The sequence below is a fragment of the Rhodococcus sp. NPDC059234 genome (assembly GCF_042754225.1).
In the GTDB taxonomy this organism is placed as follows: Bacteria; Actinomycetota; Actinomycetes; order Mycobacteriales; family Mycobacteriaceae; genus Rhodococcus_G.
This window is the reverse complement of sequence record NZ_JBHZAH010000112.1, coordinates 1-16148: the sequence shown is the minus strand read 5'-3', so window position 1 is coordinate 16148 and position 16148 is coordinate 1. Positions and strand designations below refer to the sequence as shown.

Sequence of the window (16148 nt, the reverse complement as noted above, 5' to 3'; positions counted from 1 at the left end):
GATCAACACCGGGTCGGCGGACGAACGGCCTGGTCAGCTGGATACGGGACAGGCGCGAGTCACGGCTCGGCCAGCACGGGCTCGGGCGCGACCGGCTGCGCGGCCTTCCTGCCTCTGGTCCGAGCCCGCGGCTCCGCGACTGCGGTCTTCTTCGGCTGCACCGCCTTCGGTTCCACGCGCGTGGACGCAGTCGTGCGTGCAGCGGTGCTACGACTGGCCTTGCCGGTCGTCACTGCCGGCTTCTTCGCCCGGCTTCGCTTGGCCGGGGGAGTAGTGGGTGGAGTGTCCGCGGGAGCGGCCGCAGCGGGCGCTCCGTCGCCTCGCCCCGTCCTCGGCAGCTCGGGTGGGGTGGCCTTCGCATCGAAGTAGTCACCACCCTTGCGGCGGACGTCGTCGGTGCCCCAGTCGCGATTTCTCGCCACCGGCGCCATCTGCGGAATGTGCTTGCGGCAGTGGATGTAGGCCTCCTCCACATCCACTACCACCCAACGCTCGGGCGTGCGGCCGGTGCGGTGGTCCTCGGGCAGGTCCGGCACCTGCGCGCGCAGGTCGGGGTCCTCGACGATCCGGGCGGTCCCGTTGACGTGGAGGCCGATCAGATCGTGGACGAAGTCGATCATGAGGATCCCGACGTGCGGGTTCTCGCGGATGTTGCCGAGGCTGGCCATCACTCCGTTTCCGCGGTACTCGGGATAGGCGAGGGTGTGTGGATCGATGACGTGCATGAAGCCGGGAGCGCCCGCCCGGAACGTCGAGTCGCACTCGCCGCGGGAGTCGGCGGTCGCGACGAACGCCATCTCCTGCCTGCCTGCGAACTCGATCATCGTCGGATTCAGGTGGGCGAGAACCTGATCCGAGTAGAACCGCGCCGCGCGCTCGGTCGTTCCGTACTCGTCCTGCAGCTCATGTTCGCCGACACTCCCCACGGTGTCACGAATTGTCATGGGACTCCTATGCGCATGGGACACGCCCGGCGTCGTCGGACGATGCGGTAACGCTAGCCGGGCGGCCGATGCGCCGCAGTGGATACCGGGCACTCGCGCGGCGCCGCTGCGTCGGCGGGTCGGAAACCCTCGTCACGGCCTACGATGAGCGACCGTGACGAAGCGAGAGACGACGGCGACCAGTCGCACCGGGTTCGGGTGGGTTCTGCACGGCAACGGGAAGACGATCGCCGACGGTGCGGTGGTGGCCCCGGAGGAACGACTGAGCTGGCCCCGCACCGTCGGGATCGGCATGCAGCACGTGATCGCCATGTTCGGTGCCACGCTGCTGGTCCCGACCATCACCGGCTTCCCGGTCACCACCACCCTGCTCTTCTCGGGCATCGGGACGGTGCTGTTCCTCCTGATCACCCGCGGACGGGTGCCCAGCTATCTGGGTTCGTCGTTCGCGTTCATCGCCCCGCTCACCGCGTCGGCGGCGGACGGGCCCGCCGCACAGCTCGGCGCAGTGCTCTCGGTCGGCGTCGTCCTGATGCTCGTCGGCATCCTGGTCAAACTGGCCGGGGCCCGGGTGCTCGACGCGGTGATGCCGCCGATCGTGACCGGCGCCGTGGTCATGTTGATCGGGCTGAACCTGGCTCCGGCGGCGGTGGGGTCGTTCGAGGCGCAGCCGCTGGTCGCCGCGGTGACCCTGATCGCGATCCTCGTCGTCACCGCCGTCGGCCCCGGCCTGCTCGGACGCCTCGGCATCCTGGTCGGCGTGGTGGTCGGCTGGGTGTTCGCCGCCGTCACCGGGGCACTGGCCACCGACCGGCTCGACGCGTTGCGCGAGGCCGCGTGGATCGGCGTACCGCACCTGCGGGGCCCGGCATTCCAGTGGTCGGCCATCGCGCTCGCGCTGCCGGTCGTGATCGTGCTGATCGCCGAGAACGTCGGTCACGTCAAGGCGGTAGCCGCGATGACCGGGCGCTCGCTCGACGACGTCGCGGGCGACGCCCTGTTCGCGGACGGGCTCGCGACCACCCTCGCCGGGGCGGGCGGCGGATCGGGCACCACGACCTACGCGGAGAACATCGGCGTGATGGCGGCTACCCGCGTGTACTCGACAGCCGCGTACTGGGTCGCCGCCGCGACGGCGATCGTGCTGGCCTTCTCGCCCAAGTTCGGAGCGCTGGTGTTCACGGTTCCGGACGGCGTCATCGGTGGTGCGACGCTGGTGCTCTACGGCCTGATCGGCATTCTCGGCGTTCGGATCTGGACCGAGGCGAAGGTCGACTTCACCGACCCGGTGAACCTGACCGTGGTGGCCGCCGCGATCGTTGCCGGCATCGGCAACCTCACGCTGGCTGTCGGTTCCGTCGAACTCGGCGGCATCGCGTGGGGTTCGGTCGGGATCCTGGTCGGATACCCCCTGATGCGGGCGCTGGCACGACTGCGCAGGTGACGGTCTCCGGACCGCGCCGGGCCGTGCGCGCCGGGTCACACTTTGCGCTCGTTCGGGTCATCGACCGTCCGGTGGCCGCGGCATAGCGTGGAAACCAGGTATGCGCCGAGCTTCGGCCGCCCCGGCCTACGTAGATCACACAGGAGCATTGATGGAACGCACGATTTTCGAGCCCGAACACCTTCTCTTCCGTGAGTCCTACCGCAAGTTCCTCGACCAGGAGGTCGCCCCCAACCACGACAAGTGGGAAGAGGCGAACATCGTCGACCGTGAGGTCTGGAAGAAGGCCGGTGACCAGGGCTTCCTCGGCATGGCCGTGCCGGAGGAGTACGGCGGCGGCGGGGTCGAGGACTTCCGCTACAACGCCATCGTCACCGAGGAGACCACCCGCGGTGGTTTCAGCGGCGTCGGTTTCATGCTGCACAACGACGTGGTCGCGCCGTACCTGCTCAAGCTGGCCAACGAGGAGCAGAAGCAGCGCTGGCTGCCCGGATTCTGCTCCGGCGAGATCATCACCGCCATCGCGATGACCGAACCGGGCACCGGCTCCGACCTGCAGAACATCAAGACCCGGGCGGTCAAGGACGGCGACGACTGGATCCTCAACGGCTCCAAGACATTCATCACCAACGGCATCAACGCCGACCTGGTGGTCGTGGTCGCCTGCACCGATCCGGAGAAGGGTGCCCAGGGATTCTCGCTGCTCGTCGTCGAGCGCGGCATGGAAGGCTTCGAACGCGGCCGCAACCTCGACAAGATCGGCCTCAAGGCGCAGGACACCGCGGAACTGAGCTTCACCGACGTCCGCGTGCCGGGTAAGAACCTCCTCGGCGAGGAGGGTATGGGCTTCATCTACCTGATGCAGAACCTGCCGCAGGAGCGCATGTCGATCGCCGTCGTCGCGGCCGCCGCGATGGAGTCCTGCCTGGACATGACGATCCAGTACTGCCGCGACCGGAAGGCGTTCGGCAAGTCGATCGGCAGCTTCCAGAACACCCGTTTCGTGCTCGCCGAACTGGCGACCGAGACCACCGCCGTGCGGATCATGGTGGACAAGTTCATCGAAATGCTCAACGACGGGAAGCTCACCGTCCAGGAGGCCGCCATGGCCAAGTGGTGGACCACCGAGCAGCAGGTCAAGCTGATCGACCGGTGCCTGCAGCTGCACGGCGGCTACGGCTACATGCGCGAGTACCCGATCGCGAAGGCGTACATGGATTCTCGTGTCCAGACGATCTACGGCGGCACAACCGAGATCATGAAGGAGATCATCGGCCGGGGCCTGAACCTGAGCTGACCGGAGAAGACCTCACGCAGTGAGGGCCGCGACGGAATCCGTCGCGGCCCTCACTGCGTGCTGCGGGCCCCGAGGCCGCGGCCGTCAGATCTTGCGGATGACCGTGACGACCTTGCCGAGGATTGCCGCGTCGTTGCCCGGGATGGGTTCGAACACCGGGTTGTGCGGCATCAGCCACACCTCGTTCTTGGTCCGCTTGAAGGTCTTCACCGTCGCCTCGCCGTCGATCATGGCGGCGACGATGTCGCCGTTGTCGGCGACACTCTGCTGTCGCACGACCACCCAGTCGCCGTCGCAGATGGCCGCGTCGATCATCGACTGGCCGACGACCTTGAGCAGGAACAGCGACCCCTGGCCGACGAGCTCGCGGGGGAGCGGGAACACATCCTCCACGGCCTCCTCCGCGAGGATCGGCCCGCCCGCCGCGATCCGGCCCAGCACCGGCACGAAGGTCGGCTTCGGGAGCTGACTGTCGGTGGTGTCCGCGCCCGCGGCGGCGGCCTGCTCGAAGCCGGCCTCGGTGTCCGCTGCGGCCACGCCTTCGTCGAGGCCGCGAACATCCACGGCGCGAGGACGATTGGGGTCGCGGCGAAGGAAGCCCTTCCGTTCGAGAGTGCGCAACTGATGCGCCACCGACGAGGTCGACGTCAGTCCGACGGCGTCGCCGATCTCGCGGATGCTCGGCGGGTATCCGCGTTCGCTGACCGATGCGCGGATCACCTCCAGGACCCGGCGCTGTCGATCCGTGAGCCCCGCCGTGAGGTCGGCGGTGCCGCGAACGGCCGCCGAGTCGTCGCTGGAGCTGTCGTCCTTCATGGGAGAGCCTCCTGAGGTTTCTTCGCCGCGCCGCGGTGGTCGGGCGCCGCGGCGTCGAATGCGCTGACTGGTTGCTGACTGGGTTGTCCGGTGCTGCTGGTGTGACTGGTGTGGCTTCTGCCACGAATCTAGCTCGAAAACCCGTGCGTATCAAACATCTGTTCGACGAAAGTCGGTGCAACGCGAGACTTTGTCGGACCGCCGTGGTAGAAATCGAACATGCGTTCTTTCGAACGCCTGATCGAACACCCGGACTTGGCAGGTATCCGGGAGTCGAGAAAGCTCCCCGCGAGCACCGGCTTCCGGGAACATCGAGGAGGTTCTGATGAGCGTTGCGATGGACAGTGGCTACGCGTACTCCGGCGGTCGCGACGAGGTGGAGCGTCGGCGGACGGCATCGCAGCGGGTCGGCGAACGGCGCCCGGTCCGTCGGCAGGTGGCCGATCGCAGGCCCGGTGGCAGGCCGCTCGAGTACGGCCGGGCGCGCGTCGCGGTCTCTCGCGCCCCACACGACGTGCAGCGGCGCGACGGCGGTTTCGGATCGACCGTCGTCGGGGTGCTGCTCGCCGCGCTGGTCGTGGTCGGCCTGCTCGGAGTCGCCCAGTTGCGTTCGAACCCGCAGGCCGTTCCCGGACGCACCGAGGTCGTGCAGGTGCGCGGCGGTGAGTCGCTGAGCGAGATCGCTGCTCGGGTCGCCCCGGAGTACCCGGTCAGTCAGGTCGTCGAGCGGATCGTCGACCTCAACGCCCTCGGTGGGACCGGGCTGCATCCCGGCCAGTCGCTCGTGGTGCCGGTGGGCTGAGCGGGGATACGCGCAATGGCGCCTCCCGCGGCGGTATCCTCGAACCTTGTTGGCCCCTCCACATCCAGTGGACTAGTCGGGCACCTCGGTTCAGACGAAGGATTCGCCATGCATTGCCCGTTCTGCCGACATCCAGATTCGCGCGTCGTCGACTCCAGGGAGGCAGACGAGGGTCAGGCGATTCGCCGTCGGCGATCCTGCCCGGAATGCGGTAGACGGTTCACCACGGTCGAGACCGCCGTGTTGTCGGTCGTCAAGCGCAGCGGCGTCACCGAGCCGTTCAGCCGCGAGAAGGTCGTCCGCGGGGTCCGGCGGGCCTGTCAGGGCCGGTCGGTGGACGACGACTCCCTCTACAAGCTCGCCCAGAAGGTCGAGGAGACAGTCCGGGCCGGCGGGTCCGCCGAGATCCCCAGCAACGAGGTCGGTCTGGCGATCCTGGGTCCGCTGCGTGACCTCGACGAGGTCGCCTACCTCCGGTTCGCCTCGGTGTACCGCTCGTTCAGCTCCGCGGAGGACTTCGAGCGCGAGATCAAGGATCTGCGCGTGCACCGCGAGGACGTCGCCGCCGCGGACGCGCGAGGCGACAATCCCGCATGACACGCTGACTGCCGGGTCAACGACTGCCGGGCAACGACTACCGGGTGGCCGCCCACCGGGCGATCGCCCTACCGGGTGATCGCCGCGATCGCCTTGCGAACCCGCTTGTCCGACACCGGATACGGGGTGCCCAGCGACTGTGCGAACAGTCCGACCCGAAGTTCCTCGATCATCCACCGCACGGCGTCCACGTCGGGGTCGTGGTGCCGTCGCTCGTCGAGTCGGGAGAGCAGCCGGCCGTAGTCCTCGTAGACGCCGTCGAGCACCGTCAGTGACTGCCGGTCGCGCGTCGCCGAGCCGGGCAGGGCCTCGAGCCGCTTGACCGCCGCGTCGAGGTAGCGGGGCAGCTCGCGCAGGCGCGTCCCACCGGTGTCCGCCACGAATCCCGGGTACACCAGCGAGTCCACCTGCTCACGCACGTCGTCCGCGGCCTCGCCGTCGGTCCGGTCGAGCAGGACACGCAACTGCTGGGTCCGTGCGAGCACCGGAACCACGAGGCGCACCAGAACCGCGACCTGGCGGGGGAGTTCGGCACGAACCGCGGCCTGCAGCTTCTCGTATCCCTCCGGCGTACGGGAGGGTCCGCCGTTCGCGTCCATCAGTGCGTCGACCGCGCAGGCGCGGCAGTCCTCGACAAGGGCCTCGACGCTGCCGTGCGGATTCTGGCTCAGCGCCAACCGGTCCCTGGTGCCGAGCCCGCCGACGGCGGACTTCGTCGGCGTCGGGATCGCGCGCAGCAGCAGCGCCCGGGTGCCCTCGCGCATCGCCTGCCGCTGCTGTGCCGGTGTGCTCAGCACTCGCACGGCGACGCCTCCCGGTTCCGCGACCAGAGCCGGATATCCGACGACCTTCTGGCCGCCGAGGTTGCGGGAGACCGATTCCGGCAGCGACCCGAGGGTCTCGGAGGTCCACACCGTCGCGGCGGGGCGCTCGGTGGTCGAGGTCGCCTTGGACACCGCCGCGGCCACCCGCGAGGACTGCTGGGCACGCAGCGCGTCGAGGCTCTTGCTGCGGCCGAGGACCTTTCCGCCGGGGTCGACCGCGACGAAGGTCATCCGCAGGTGGTCGGGCAGGGCGGAGGGATCGAAGTCAGCGGGCGCGATGGGGGTTCCCGCCATCCGGGTGAGCTCGCGCGCCATCGCCACCGTGAGCGGCTCGGTGCGCGGCTTGACCACCGACAGCGCTGCCTTCGCGAAGTCGGGGGCCGGAACCACGGTGCGCCGCAGTGACTTCGGCAGCGACTTGATCAGCGCGGTGACCAGCTCCTCGCGCATGCCCGGCACCAGCCAGTCGAACCCGACCGAGCGCAGCTGCGCCAGCATCGCGACCGGAATCCGCGCAGTCACGCCGTCGTCCTCGGTGCCCGGCTCGAACTGGTACGTCAGCGGGAACGAGATGTCGCCCTGGCGCCAGGTGTTCGGGTAGTCCCCGCCCAGCACACCGGCCGCGTCCGGGTTCACGACCTGCGCGGCGGTGAACGTCAGCAGCTCCGGATCGGCCCGGCGGGCCTTCTTCCACCAGGTGTCGAAGTGCCTGGCGGACACCGCCTCCGCGCCGACTCGCTGGTCGTAGAACTCGTACAGGGTCTCGTCGTCGACGAGGATGTCGCGCCTGCGGGCGCGGGTCTCCATTTCCTCGACGTCGTCGAGAAGGGCGCGGTTGCGGTGGAAGAACTGGTGCTGGGTCTGCCATTCGCCCTGCACCAGCGCATGCCGGATGAACAGCTCGCGGGACGCCTCCGGATCGATGGCACTGTAGGTGACCGCACGCTTGGCGACCAGCGGGATCCCGTAGAGCGTCACCCGCTCGTAGGCCATCGCGCAGGCCCGCTTGGTGGACCAGTGCGGCTCCGAGTACGTCCTCTTGACCAGGTGCGGGGCGAGCTTCTCGGCCCACTCGGGCTCGATGCCCGCCGCCATCCGGCCCCACAGCCGGGACGTCTCCACCAGTTCGGCCGCCATCACCCAGCGCGGCGGCTTCTTGAACAGGGAGGAGCCGGGGAAGACGGCGAACCGGGCGCCGCGAGCGCCGAGGAAGTCGCGCTTGTCGCCCTCGCGCAGGCCGATGTGCGAGAGCAGGCCCGACAGCAGCGCCTGATGGACCGAGTCCGGCGAGGCGTCCGTGTCGGCCACGCTCCAGCCGAGGCTCCGGGTGATCTGTGCGAGCTGACCGTGCAGGTCCTGCCATTCCCGGATCCTCAGCCAATGCAGGAACTCGGTCTTGCACATCTTCCGGAACTGGTTCGACGACAGCTCCCGGCGCTGCTGACGCAGGTACTCCCAGAGTTTGAGGTAGGCGAGGAAGTCCGAGCCCGGGGTGGCGAAGCGGGCGTGCTTCTCGTCGGCGGCCTGCTGGTGTTCGGCCGGCCGTTCGCGGACGTCCTGGATCGACAGCGCCGAGACGATGACGAGTGTCTCGCGCAGGCAGCCGGTGGCGTGCGCGTGGGCGAGCATCCGGGCCATCCGTGGGTCGACCGGGAGCTGCGCGAGCTCGCGGCCGACCGCCGTCAGTTCGGCGACGCCGCCCTTGCCCGCAGGCTCGAGCGCGCCGAGTTCCTCGAGCAGTGCGACGCCGTCCCGCACGGCCCGCGGGTCGGGCGGCTGCACGAAGGGGAAGGCGGCGATGTCGCCGAGGCCGAGCGCGGTCATCTGCAGCACCACCGAGGCCAGGTTGGTGCGCAGGATCTCCGGTTCGGTGAACTCGGGCCGCGACTCGAAGTCCTCCTCCGAGTACAGCCGGATGCAGATGCCGTCGGCGACGCGGCCGCAGCGACCCGCGCGCTGGCGGGCCGAGGCCTGCGAGATCTCCTCGATCGGCAGTCGTTGCACCTTGGTGCGCACCGAGTAACGGGAGATGCGGGCGGTGCCGGGGTCGACCACGTAGCGGATGCCGGGCACGGTCAGGGAGGTCTCGGCGACATTGGTGGACAGCACCACTCGCCGGCCGGTGTGCTTCTCGAACACCCGGTGCTGCTCGGCGGCGGACAGGCGCGCGTACAGCGGCAGGATGTCGAGCCCGCGAATCTTCCGTTCGTGCAACGCGTCCGCGGTGTCCCGGATCTCCCGTTCGCCGGACAGGAACACCAGGATGTCGCCGTCGCCGGCCGCGAGCAGTTCCTCGACCGCCTCGCCGACGGCGTCGACGGGGTCGCGGTCGAAGGTCTGCTCGCCGACGTGCACGGTCAGCGGCCGGTACCGCATCTCCACCGGGAAGGTGCGTCCCGACACCTCGACGATCGGCGCGGGCACCCCAGCCACGGCGAAGTGCTCGGCGAAGCGTTCCGGGTCGATCGTCGCCGAGGTGATGATCACCTTGAGGTCGGGTCGTCGGGGCAGCAGTTGCTTGAGGTACCCGAGGATGAAGTCGATGTTGAGGCTGCGCTCGTGCGCCTCGTCGATGATCAGGGTGTCGTAGCGGCGCAGCAGCCGGTCGCGTTGGATCTCGGCGAGCAGGATGCCGTCGGTCATGAGCTTGACCAGGGTGCCGTCGGAGACCTGGTCGGTGAAGCGGACCGTGTAGCCGACGCTCTCGCCGAGGGGGGTGTCGAGCTCCTCGGCGATCCGCTCGGCGACCGTCCGGGCGGCGAGCCGACGCGGCTGGGTGTGCCCGATCAGGCCGCGGACGCCGCGGCCGAGGTCGAGGCAGATCTTGGGGATCTGGGTGGTCTTGCCGGAACCGGTCTCGCCGGCGACGATCACGACCTGGTGCGACTCGATGGCGGCGGCGATGTCGTCGCGGCGGGCACTGACCGGCAGTGCCTCGGGGTAGCTCGTCGTCGGGACCTGCGCCCGGCGGGTGGCGATGCGCGCCTGCGCGCGGGGCAGTTCCGCGGCGACGGCGGCGAGGTCCTCGGGCGTGCGGGCGCGGTCCAGCCGTCGTCGTAGCCGGTGCTCGTCGCGGAGGGTGAGGTCGGCCAGCTGCCGTTTGATCTCGCGGCGGCCGGGGTCCGGCTGGGGGGCGACGGGCGGTGGGGTGGGACGTGTAGTCGACATGCTGCGCCCAGCGTATCGAAGGGCTGCCAGTCAAATACCGCTGACCGGGGCCGGAGCGTGCGAACATCGGCGGGTGACTGCTACCGCGGAGACGACGGTCTACCCCCACACGCACCCCGCCTACCGAGTCCTCAGGCTGGCGGTCGCGGTTCTCGGGATCGTCGCGCTGGCCTGGATTCCGTTGCGCAACATCGACGTCGCCTCGTTCTCCACGGCGAACTACTTCAGCTACTTCACGGTGCTGAGCAATGTGCTCGGGGTCGTCGCGCTGCTCGTCGGCGGACTCGTCGACCCGCAGTCCACCCGGTGGCAGCTCTTCCGCGGTGCCGCCACCCTGTACATGGTCATCACGGGGATCATCTACGCGGTTCTGCTCGCGAACATCGACGTCACGTTGAACGACAAGTGGATCAACGACACGATGCACCGGTATCTACCCCTCGTCCTGCTGGCGGACTGGGTGCTCAACCCGCCCCGGGTGCGGATCACCGACCGGCAGGCGGTCAGCTGGCTGTGGTTCCCGCTCGTGTACGGCGTGTACACCCTCACGCGGGGTCCCTTCGTCGACTGGTACCCGTACCCGTTCATCGATCCCCGCACGCAGGGCTACCTGCAGATGGCGATCGGGCTTGTCGTCCTTCTGGTCGCGTTCGTGTTGATGGCGCTCGCGGTCAACGCCGCCGGGCGGTGGGCCCGGCGGTGGCGATACGGTATCGACAAGCGTCCGCTCACACCGGACGAGATCGAGAGCGGCGAGAGCGAGGTCGAGGCGTGAGCACGAACACCCAGGCACTGTGGCACGGATTCGCGGACATGGGCGCGGTGAGCGACGGCGGACCGTTCGTCGTCAGCCGCGGTCAGGGCGCCTACATCTGGGACGACCAGGGCACCCGCTACCTCGATGCCACGGCCGGGCTGTGGTTCACCAACGTCGGGCACGGCCGCACCGAGATCGCCGATGCCGTCGCCAAGCAGTTGTCCACCATCGCGCACTTCTCCAACTTCGGCGACTTCGCCCCCGAGATCACCCTGGCGCTCGCCGAGCGGCTCGCCGCGATCGCCCCGGTGCCCGGCAGCAAGATCTTCTTCACTTCCGGCGGGTCGGACTCGGTGGACTCCGCCGCGAAGCTGGCCCGGCGCTACTGGCACGAGATGGGCAAGCCGGGCAAGAAGATCGTGGTCGGCAGGCAGAAGGCCTACCACGGCATGCACGTCGCGGGCACCGCGCTGGCCGGCATCCCGGTCAACCGGGAGGGGTACGGCGAGCTGATGCCGGACGCGCGAACGGTGGAGTGGGACAACGCCAAGAGCCTGCTCGAGCTGATCGAGCGCGAGGGCGCCGATTCGATCGCCGCGTTCTTCTGCGAGCCCATCATCGGCGCGGGCGGGATCTACCTGCCGCCGGAGGGCTACCTGACCGAGGTGCGCGAGATCTGCCGCGACCACGACATCCTGTTCGTCGTCGACGAGGTCGTGACCGGCTTCGGGCGGATCGGCGGTTCCTGGTTCGCGTCCACGCGGTTCGACCTGCAGCCCGACATGGTCACCACCGCCAAGGGCCTGACGTCGGGCTACGTCCCGATGGGTGCGGTGTTCATCGCGCCGCGGGTGGCGGAGCCGTTCTTCGCCGGCGGGGTCTGGTGGCGCCACGGCTACACCTACGGCGGTCACGCCGGCGCGGCCGCCGCCGCGATGGCGAACCTGGACATCATCGAGCGGGAGAACCTCCTCGCCGAGTCCGCGCGGCTGGAACATTCGCTGCACGAGCACCTTTCGCCGCTGGCCGATCACCCGCGCGTGCAGGAGGTGCGCAGCGGCATCGGTGCGGTCGCCGCGATCCAGCTGGCCGACCCGGCCGAGGCGTTGCCCTTCGTGAAGACGCTGCGCGAGCACGGCATCTCGGGTCGTGCCGCGGGCGTCGGAGCGATGCAGATCTCGCCGTCGTTCGTGATGACCGACGAGCAGGTCGCCGAGATGGCGGCCGGCATCGCCGCCGCACTCGGTTAGGCGGCTCCGCCGCCTGTGCGCGGTCGGCATCCCAGCCGGGGTACCGATCGCGCACAGTCTTGGTCAGTGCCTGCGACGCAGCAGGCGCGAGAATCGTTGCACGAGGGTGGGTTTCACGGGAGTGAGATCCACCCTCGGCGCGTCTGCGGCGGTGGTCGCCTGCGCGAATCGTGCGTGCAGCCGCGAGCGGACCTCGTCGGGGGTGTACGCGCGGCGCTTGCGGTCGGCACGGACGGCCAGCGCGCCGGTCGCGGCCACGCCCACCACACCGGCCAGTCCGACGAGCTTCCACAGTGCACTGGCGTTGAGTCGCATGGAATTAGGCTAGGGGCATGAGTCGGCGGATGCACGAATCGCAGGTGAGCCTGGACGTGGCGGTGGACGCCACCCGAACCGGCGACATCTGGATCTTCCGCGGACACTCCGGCGCCGACCGGGCCATCCAGACGCTGACCAACAGTCCCGTCAATCACGTGGGCATGTCGGTGGTGCTCGACGACATGCCGCCGCTGATGTGGCACGCCGAACTCGGGCACTCGTTGCAGGACATGTGGACCGGCCGGTTCCAGCGCGGGGTGCAGCTGCACGACCTCCGGGCCGCAGTGCAGGTGTGGGGTGCGCGGTACGGCCAGCGCGGCTGGTTGCGGCAAATCGACCGCCCGGTCACCCGCGGCCAGGAGGACGAACTGATGCGCACCATCGCGCGCCTGGACGGCACTCCGTTCCCGTCGACCGCGAAACTCGCCTCCCGCTGGTTCGGTGGCAGGCTTCCGTCCCTGCGCAAGCAGCGCGACGTGGAGCAGGCGGCGGGACTCGAGAGCGCGTACTGCGCCGAAGTGGTCGCTCGGACGTACGAGGCGATGGGACTGCTGACCGGGCGCCGGAAGACGAACTGGTACGACCCCGGGCGTTTCTGGAGTGGCGACCGCCTACCGCTGGTCGAGGGCGCTGCGCTGGGCGGCGAGATCGAGGTTGTGCTCAGCGAGTCGGATCTGGCCGCTGGGCTCGCTCCGAGGGTCTGATCTCCGCATTTCCTCGTGACCGGGGCCACTTTTAGGCCGTGTCGGTCGTCACATTTTCGTACGCAGACCTCCGGGTCTGATTTATGGGGAATCGCCGTCGTGCGCTGGGTTGACGCCGTAAATACGTCGCCGGCCGCGGAATGTCTCGGCAACACGCCGCCCCGTGACCATCTCGTGACAATCGCCTACGGTCGTCCTCGGCCCGAAACGACCGGGCCACGCCGGCCCGCCACCGCCCGATCCTGCCCCGCGGTCCGGAATCCCGAAATCCTTCGGGGCGGGAGCGGAACGGATTCGGTATCGCGGCCGACGCCCAGCGTCACGCGAGTTCCGGGATGCCGGCGGGAATGGAGAGGATCTACCCGAATGAACAGCTTCACCATCAAGCGCGCCGTCGGCGCCGTCGTCGCCACCGGCGCCCTGGTCGCCGTTCCCTTCGCGATGAGCACCGGGACCGCCTCTGCGGCCGGCCACAACTGGGACGGCGTCGCGAACTGCGAGAGCAGCGGCAACTGGTCCACCAACACCGGCAACGGCTTCTACGGCGGGCTGCAGTTCACCCAGAGCACCTGGAACGCCTACGGCGGCTCGGGCAGCGCCAGCAACGCCAGCAAGGCGGAGCAGATCCGCGTCGCGGAGAACGTGCTCGCGGGCCAGGGTGTCGGCGCATGGCCGGTCTGCGGGCAGTACCTGACCTCCGGCGCCTCGGATGTGTCCGAGCCGGTCGCCTCCGTGGCCCCGGCCGCCAGCCCGGTCCAGGAGGCCGCCGCGCAGATCGCCGCGTCCGCGCCCGTCCAGACCCTCGGCGCGTCGACCTACGTCGTCCAGGTCGGCGACACCCTCTCGAAGATCGCCGCCGACCACGGCGTCGATCTGTCGAAGCTGGCCTCGCAGGTGCAGAACATCGATCTGATCTTCCCGGGTCAGGCGCTTGCGCTCTGACCGAGTCTGCTCAGTTCAGGCGCTTGCGCTCTGATCGAGCCTGATCAGCTCAGGCACTGTCTCCCTCGGGGGACATGCGGCCGAGGGGCCCCGGAGGCGAGTTGTTCGCCGCCGGGGCCCCTCGCGTCGTTTCGACCGCGCGCTGCATGTCCGTCAGGAACCTGAGCACCGTGCGCACCTCGTGCGTGCTGTAGCCGTCGACGGCGGTGGTCGCGCGTGCGATGACCGGACCGAAGAAGGCTTGCCCGAGTTCGACCGCCGTCGGTGTGACCTCGATCAAGACCCTTCGCCGGTCCCCGGGGTCGCGCTGACGACGGACGTGCCCCGCCCGTTCGAGGCGGTCGATCACTGCGGTGACGGATGCCGAGTTGAGGCGAAGTTCCCGCCGCAGTAGTCCCGGAGTCGCGGGGTGGTCTCGACGCTCGGCGTCGAGCAGGCAGATCAGTGCGCGGATGTCGGTGGGGTGCAGGTCGTGGGCTCGGGCGAACTCCGCGCCGAGCAGGTGCAGATCGACCGTCAGGGCGCGCAGCCGGTGCACCACGTCGGCGGACTGGCCGCGGTGGCGATCGTCGATTCCCATCCCGACACCATACTGTCTCGATTGATCTAGTATCTCGATCTATCGAACTATCTTGGTGAGGAGTCAGGATGTCGCTGTCGGTGCTCGACTTCGCGGCCAGCCCAACGGGGATCGAGTTCTACCGGAAGTACGACCGCGTGCTGGAGAAGTGGCCCGCCGACGTGGTCGGCCGCGACCTGGAGTCGGAGTTCGGCACGACCAGGGTCAATGTGTGCGGCCCGGCGGGCGCCCCGCCGGTCCTGCTGCTGCCGGGTGGCGGTGCGACTTCGACCGTGTGGTTCGAGAACGTCGGGGCGCTCGCCGACCGGCACCGCGTCATCGCAGTCGATCTGATGGGTGACTCCGGTCGAAGTGTCGCGGGCGGACGGGCAATCCGAACCGTCGACGACCTGCTGGACTGGCTCGACACGGTCGCGACTGGGGCAGGCCTGGAGGCGTTCAGCATCGTCGCCCACTCGTACGGCGCGATGATCGCGCTCGCCTACGCCCTCGACCGCCCGAATCGGGTGCGGAAGCTGGTGCTGCTCGACCCCAACTCGTGTTTCGCGGGGATGCGCCCGGGATATCTGGCCCGCGCGGTGCCGCTGCTGTTCAGGCCGACCGAGAAGCGGGAACGGGATTTCGTCCGGTGGGAGATCGGGTGTCGTGAGGTCGACGAGAGCTGGCTGGATCTGACCGCCTGCGGGGCGGCCTCGTTCCCCAAGTCGAAGACGGTGGTCCCGAAGCGCCCGACCCGGGCGTCGTTCGCCGGGCTGAGGGCGGAGACGACGGTGATCCTCGCCGGGCAGGGCAAGGTGCACGACAGCGCGCGCGTGGCGACGGCGATCGCGGCGGCGGCGCCGCGAGTGCGGACCCACGTGATCGACGACGCCACCCACCACACGATGCCGATGAGCCCGGCCGCCGAGGTGAACCGGGCCCTCCTCGACGCGCTCGACGCTCCGCGCGGAGTCTAGACCCGCAGGGACTCCTGCGGGTGCACCCTGCCGCCGACCTCGATCCAGCCGTCGGGGGAGTAGCGGGTGAGGATGTGCGAGCCGCGTCCCTGTGTGATGTGCAGGTTCCGGCGCAGGTGGTCGGTGATCCGGACCGCGGCGGCGCCGGTGGCCTCGTCCTCGGCGACGCCCAGGGTCGGAGCGAACATTCGGGAACGGATCGCGCCCTCGCCGGCCCAGGCCCACACGTAGTGCGGACCGTCCTCGAAGGCGGTGGCGCGGGTCGCCTGCACGGCGGCGGAATCGGGCGCCGCGTGGAAGACGAACTCGGGCGCCCAGTCCGCCTTCGCGCGCACCCAGGTCATCCCGGTCTCGACCCTGGTGGCGACCGGACCCGCGGGCACCTCGAGGGTGTCGACCGGCAGTCCGCGCTCGCGCAACCACCACGACAGCCCGACTGTCGGATGACCGGCGAACGGGAGTTCGGTGGCCGGGGTGAAGATCTGGGCGGTCGCCACTCTGGCGCCGGGCTCCGGCACGTCCACGAAGACGGTCTCGCTGAACCCGAGATTCGTGGCGAGCTGTTGCCGATCCGGCGGTGCGACGACCGCGCCGTCGACGATACCGAGTGGATTGCCATGCCGCCCATCGGGATCGGTGAACACCCGGACGACGTCTACCTCGATGCTCATGTAGGAACGATACCGCTGTACGCAACGAACGGAGCCCGGAAACGACTGTGCGCGCTGTGTACCCCGATCGGGATACAC

The 16148-nt window shown here is 69.3% G+C and carries 14 protein-coding genes and 1 pseudogene; 9 read left to right on the top strand and 6 right to left on the bottom strand.

Features of this window, described 5'->3' with window-relative positions; genetic code table 11:
- Nucleotides 1-344 precede the first annotated feature (344 nt).
- Nucleotides 345-944, bottom strand: a pseudogene (locus ACFXGJ_RS19875) (pyridoxamine 5'-phosphate oxidase family protein); the annotation flags it as partial.
- Nucleotides 945-1098: 154 nt separating this feature from the next.
- On the opposite strand from ACFXGJ_RS19875, the gene ACFXGJ_RS19870 reads away from it, so the two are divergent.
- Both ACFXGJ_RS19870 and ACFXGJ_RS19865 read left to right on the top strand, forming a co-directional pair.
- Complete coding sequence (locus ACFXGJ_RS19870) at nt 1099-2388, top strand: uracil-xanthine permease family protein (protein ID WP_378623619.1); 1290 nt, start codon at nt 1099-1101, stop codon at nt 2386-2388.
- Between the two features lie 151 nt (nt 2389-2539).
- On the top strand, nt 2540-3685 hold the full coding sequence (locus ACFXGJ_RS19865) for an acyl-CoA dehydrogenase family protein (protein ID WP_378623617.1): 1146 nt from the start codon (nt 2540-2542) through the stop codon (nt 3683-3685).
- 84 nt (nt 3686-3769) lie between these two features.
- On the opposite strand, the gene lexA is transcribed toward ACFXGJ_RS19865, so the two are convergent.
- Entirely contained in the window at nt 3770-4501 is a 732-nt protein-coding gene (lexA, locus tag ACFXGJ_RS19860; protein WP_378623615.1) for a transcriptional repressor LexA, read from the bottom strand.
- Between the two features lie 325 nt (nt 4502-4826).
- Here lexA and ACFXGJ_RS19855 point away from each other — a divergent pair, with 325 nt between their 5' ends.
- Nucleotides 4827-5303: a LysM peptidoglycan-binding domain-containing protein gene (locus ACFXGJ_RS19855; RefSeq protein WP_378623612.1), complete on the top strand. Its 477-nt coding sequence runs from the start codon at nt 4827-4829 to the stop codon at nt 5301-5303.
- 108 nt (nt 5304-5411) lie between these two features.
- Nucleotides 5412-5900 (top strand): transcriptional regulator NrdR, encoded by a 489-nt coding sequence (gene nrdR / locus ACFXGJ_RS19850; protein ID WP_378623609.1) that lies wholly within the window; start codon nt 5412-5414, stop codon nt 5898-5900.
- A 68-nt stretch (nt 5901-5968) separates the two neighbouring features.
- Here nrdR and hrpA read toward each other — a convergent pair whose 3' ends face one another.
- Entirely contained in the window at nt 5969-9892 is a 3924-nt protein-coding gene (hrpA, locus tag ACFXGJ_RS19845) for an ATP-dependent RNA helicase HrpA (protein ID WP_378623605.1), read from the bottom strand.
- 73 nt (nt 9893-9965) lie between these two features.
- Here hrpA and ACFXGJ_RS19840 point away from each other — a divergent pair, with 73 nt between their 5' ends.
- Entirely contained in the window at nt 9966-10667 is a 702-nt protein-coding gene (locus ACFXGJ_RS19840; RefSeq protein ID WP_378623602.1) for a Pr6Pr family membrane protein, read from the top strand.
- 38 nt (nt 10668-10705) lie between these two features.
- Nucleotides 10706-11899 carry an aspartate aminotransferase family protein gene (locus ACFXGJ_RS19835; protein ID WP_378623621.1) on the top strand — a complete coding sequence of 398 codons (1194 nt, stop codon included), beginning with the start codon at nt 10706-10708 and terminating at the stop codon, nt 11897-11899.
- Nucleotides 11900-11962: 63 nt separating this feature from the next.
- Here the strand turns inward: ACFXGJ_RS19835 and ACFXGJ_RS19830 are convergent, their stop codons facing one another.
- A complete protein-coding gene (locus ACFXGJ_RS19830; protein ID WP_378623600.1) occupies nt 11963-12214 on the bottom strand; it encodes a hypothetical protein in 252 nt (83 codons plus the stop codon).
- Nucleotides 12215-12231: 17 nt separating this feature from the next.
- Here ACFXGJ_RS19830 and ACFXGJ_RS19825 point away from each other — a divergent pair, with 17 nt between their 5' ends.
- On the top strand, nt 12232-12921 hold the full coding sequence (locus ACFXGJ_RS19825; RefSeq protein WP_378623597.1) for a hypothetical protein: 690 nt from the start codon (nt 12232-12234) through the stop codon (nt 12919-12921).
- Between the two features lie 366 nt (nt 12922-13287).
- Nucleotides 13288-13863, top strand: coding sequence for a transglycosylase family protein (locus tag ACFXGJ_RS19820; protein ID WP_378623595.1), 576 nt, complete (start codon nt 13288-13290; stop codon nt 13861-13863).
- 49 nt (nt 13864-13912) lie between these two features.
- Here ACFXGJ_RS19820 and ACFXGJ_RS19815 read toward each other — a convergent pair whose 3' ends face one another.
- Nucleotides 13913-14443, bottom strand: a complete 531-nt coding sequence (locus tag ACFXGJ_RS19815; RefSeq protein WP_378623592.1) for a MarR family winged helix-turn-helix transcriptional regulator — start codon at nt 14441-14443, stop codon at nt 13913-13915.
- A 68-nt stretch (nt 14444-14511) separates the two neighbouring features.
- Here ACFXGJ_RS19815 and ACFXGJ_RS19810 point away from each other — a divergent pair, with 68 nt between their 5' ends.
- Nucleotides 14512-15399, top strand: a complete 888-nt coding sequence (locus ACFXGJ_RS19810) for an alpha/beta fold hydrolase (RefSeq protein ID WP_378623589.1) — start codon at nt 14512-14514, stop codon at nt 15397-15399.
- On the opposite strand, the gene ACFXGJ_RS19805 is transcribed toward ACFXGJ_RS19810, so the two are convergent.
- Nucleotides 15396-16070: a PhzF family phenazine biosynthesis protein gene (locus tag ACFXGJ_RS19805; protein WP_378623587.1), complete on the bottom strand. Its 675-nt coding sequence runs from the start codon at nt 16068-16070 to the stop codon at nt 15396-15398. The genes ACFXGJ_RS19810 and ACFXGJ_RS19805 overlap by 4 nt on opposite strands.
- Nucleotides 16071-16148 lie beyond the last annotated feature (78 nt).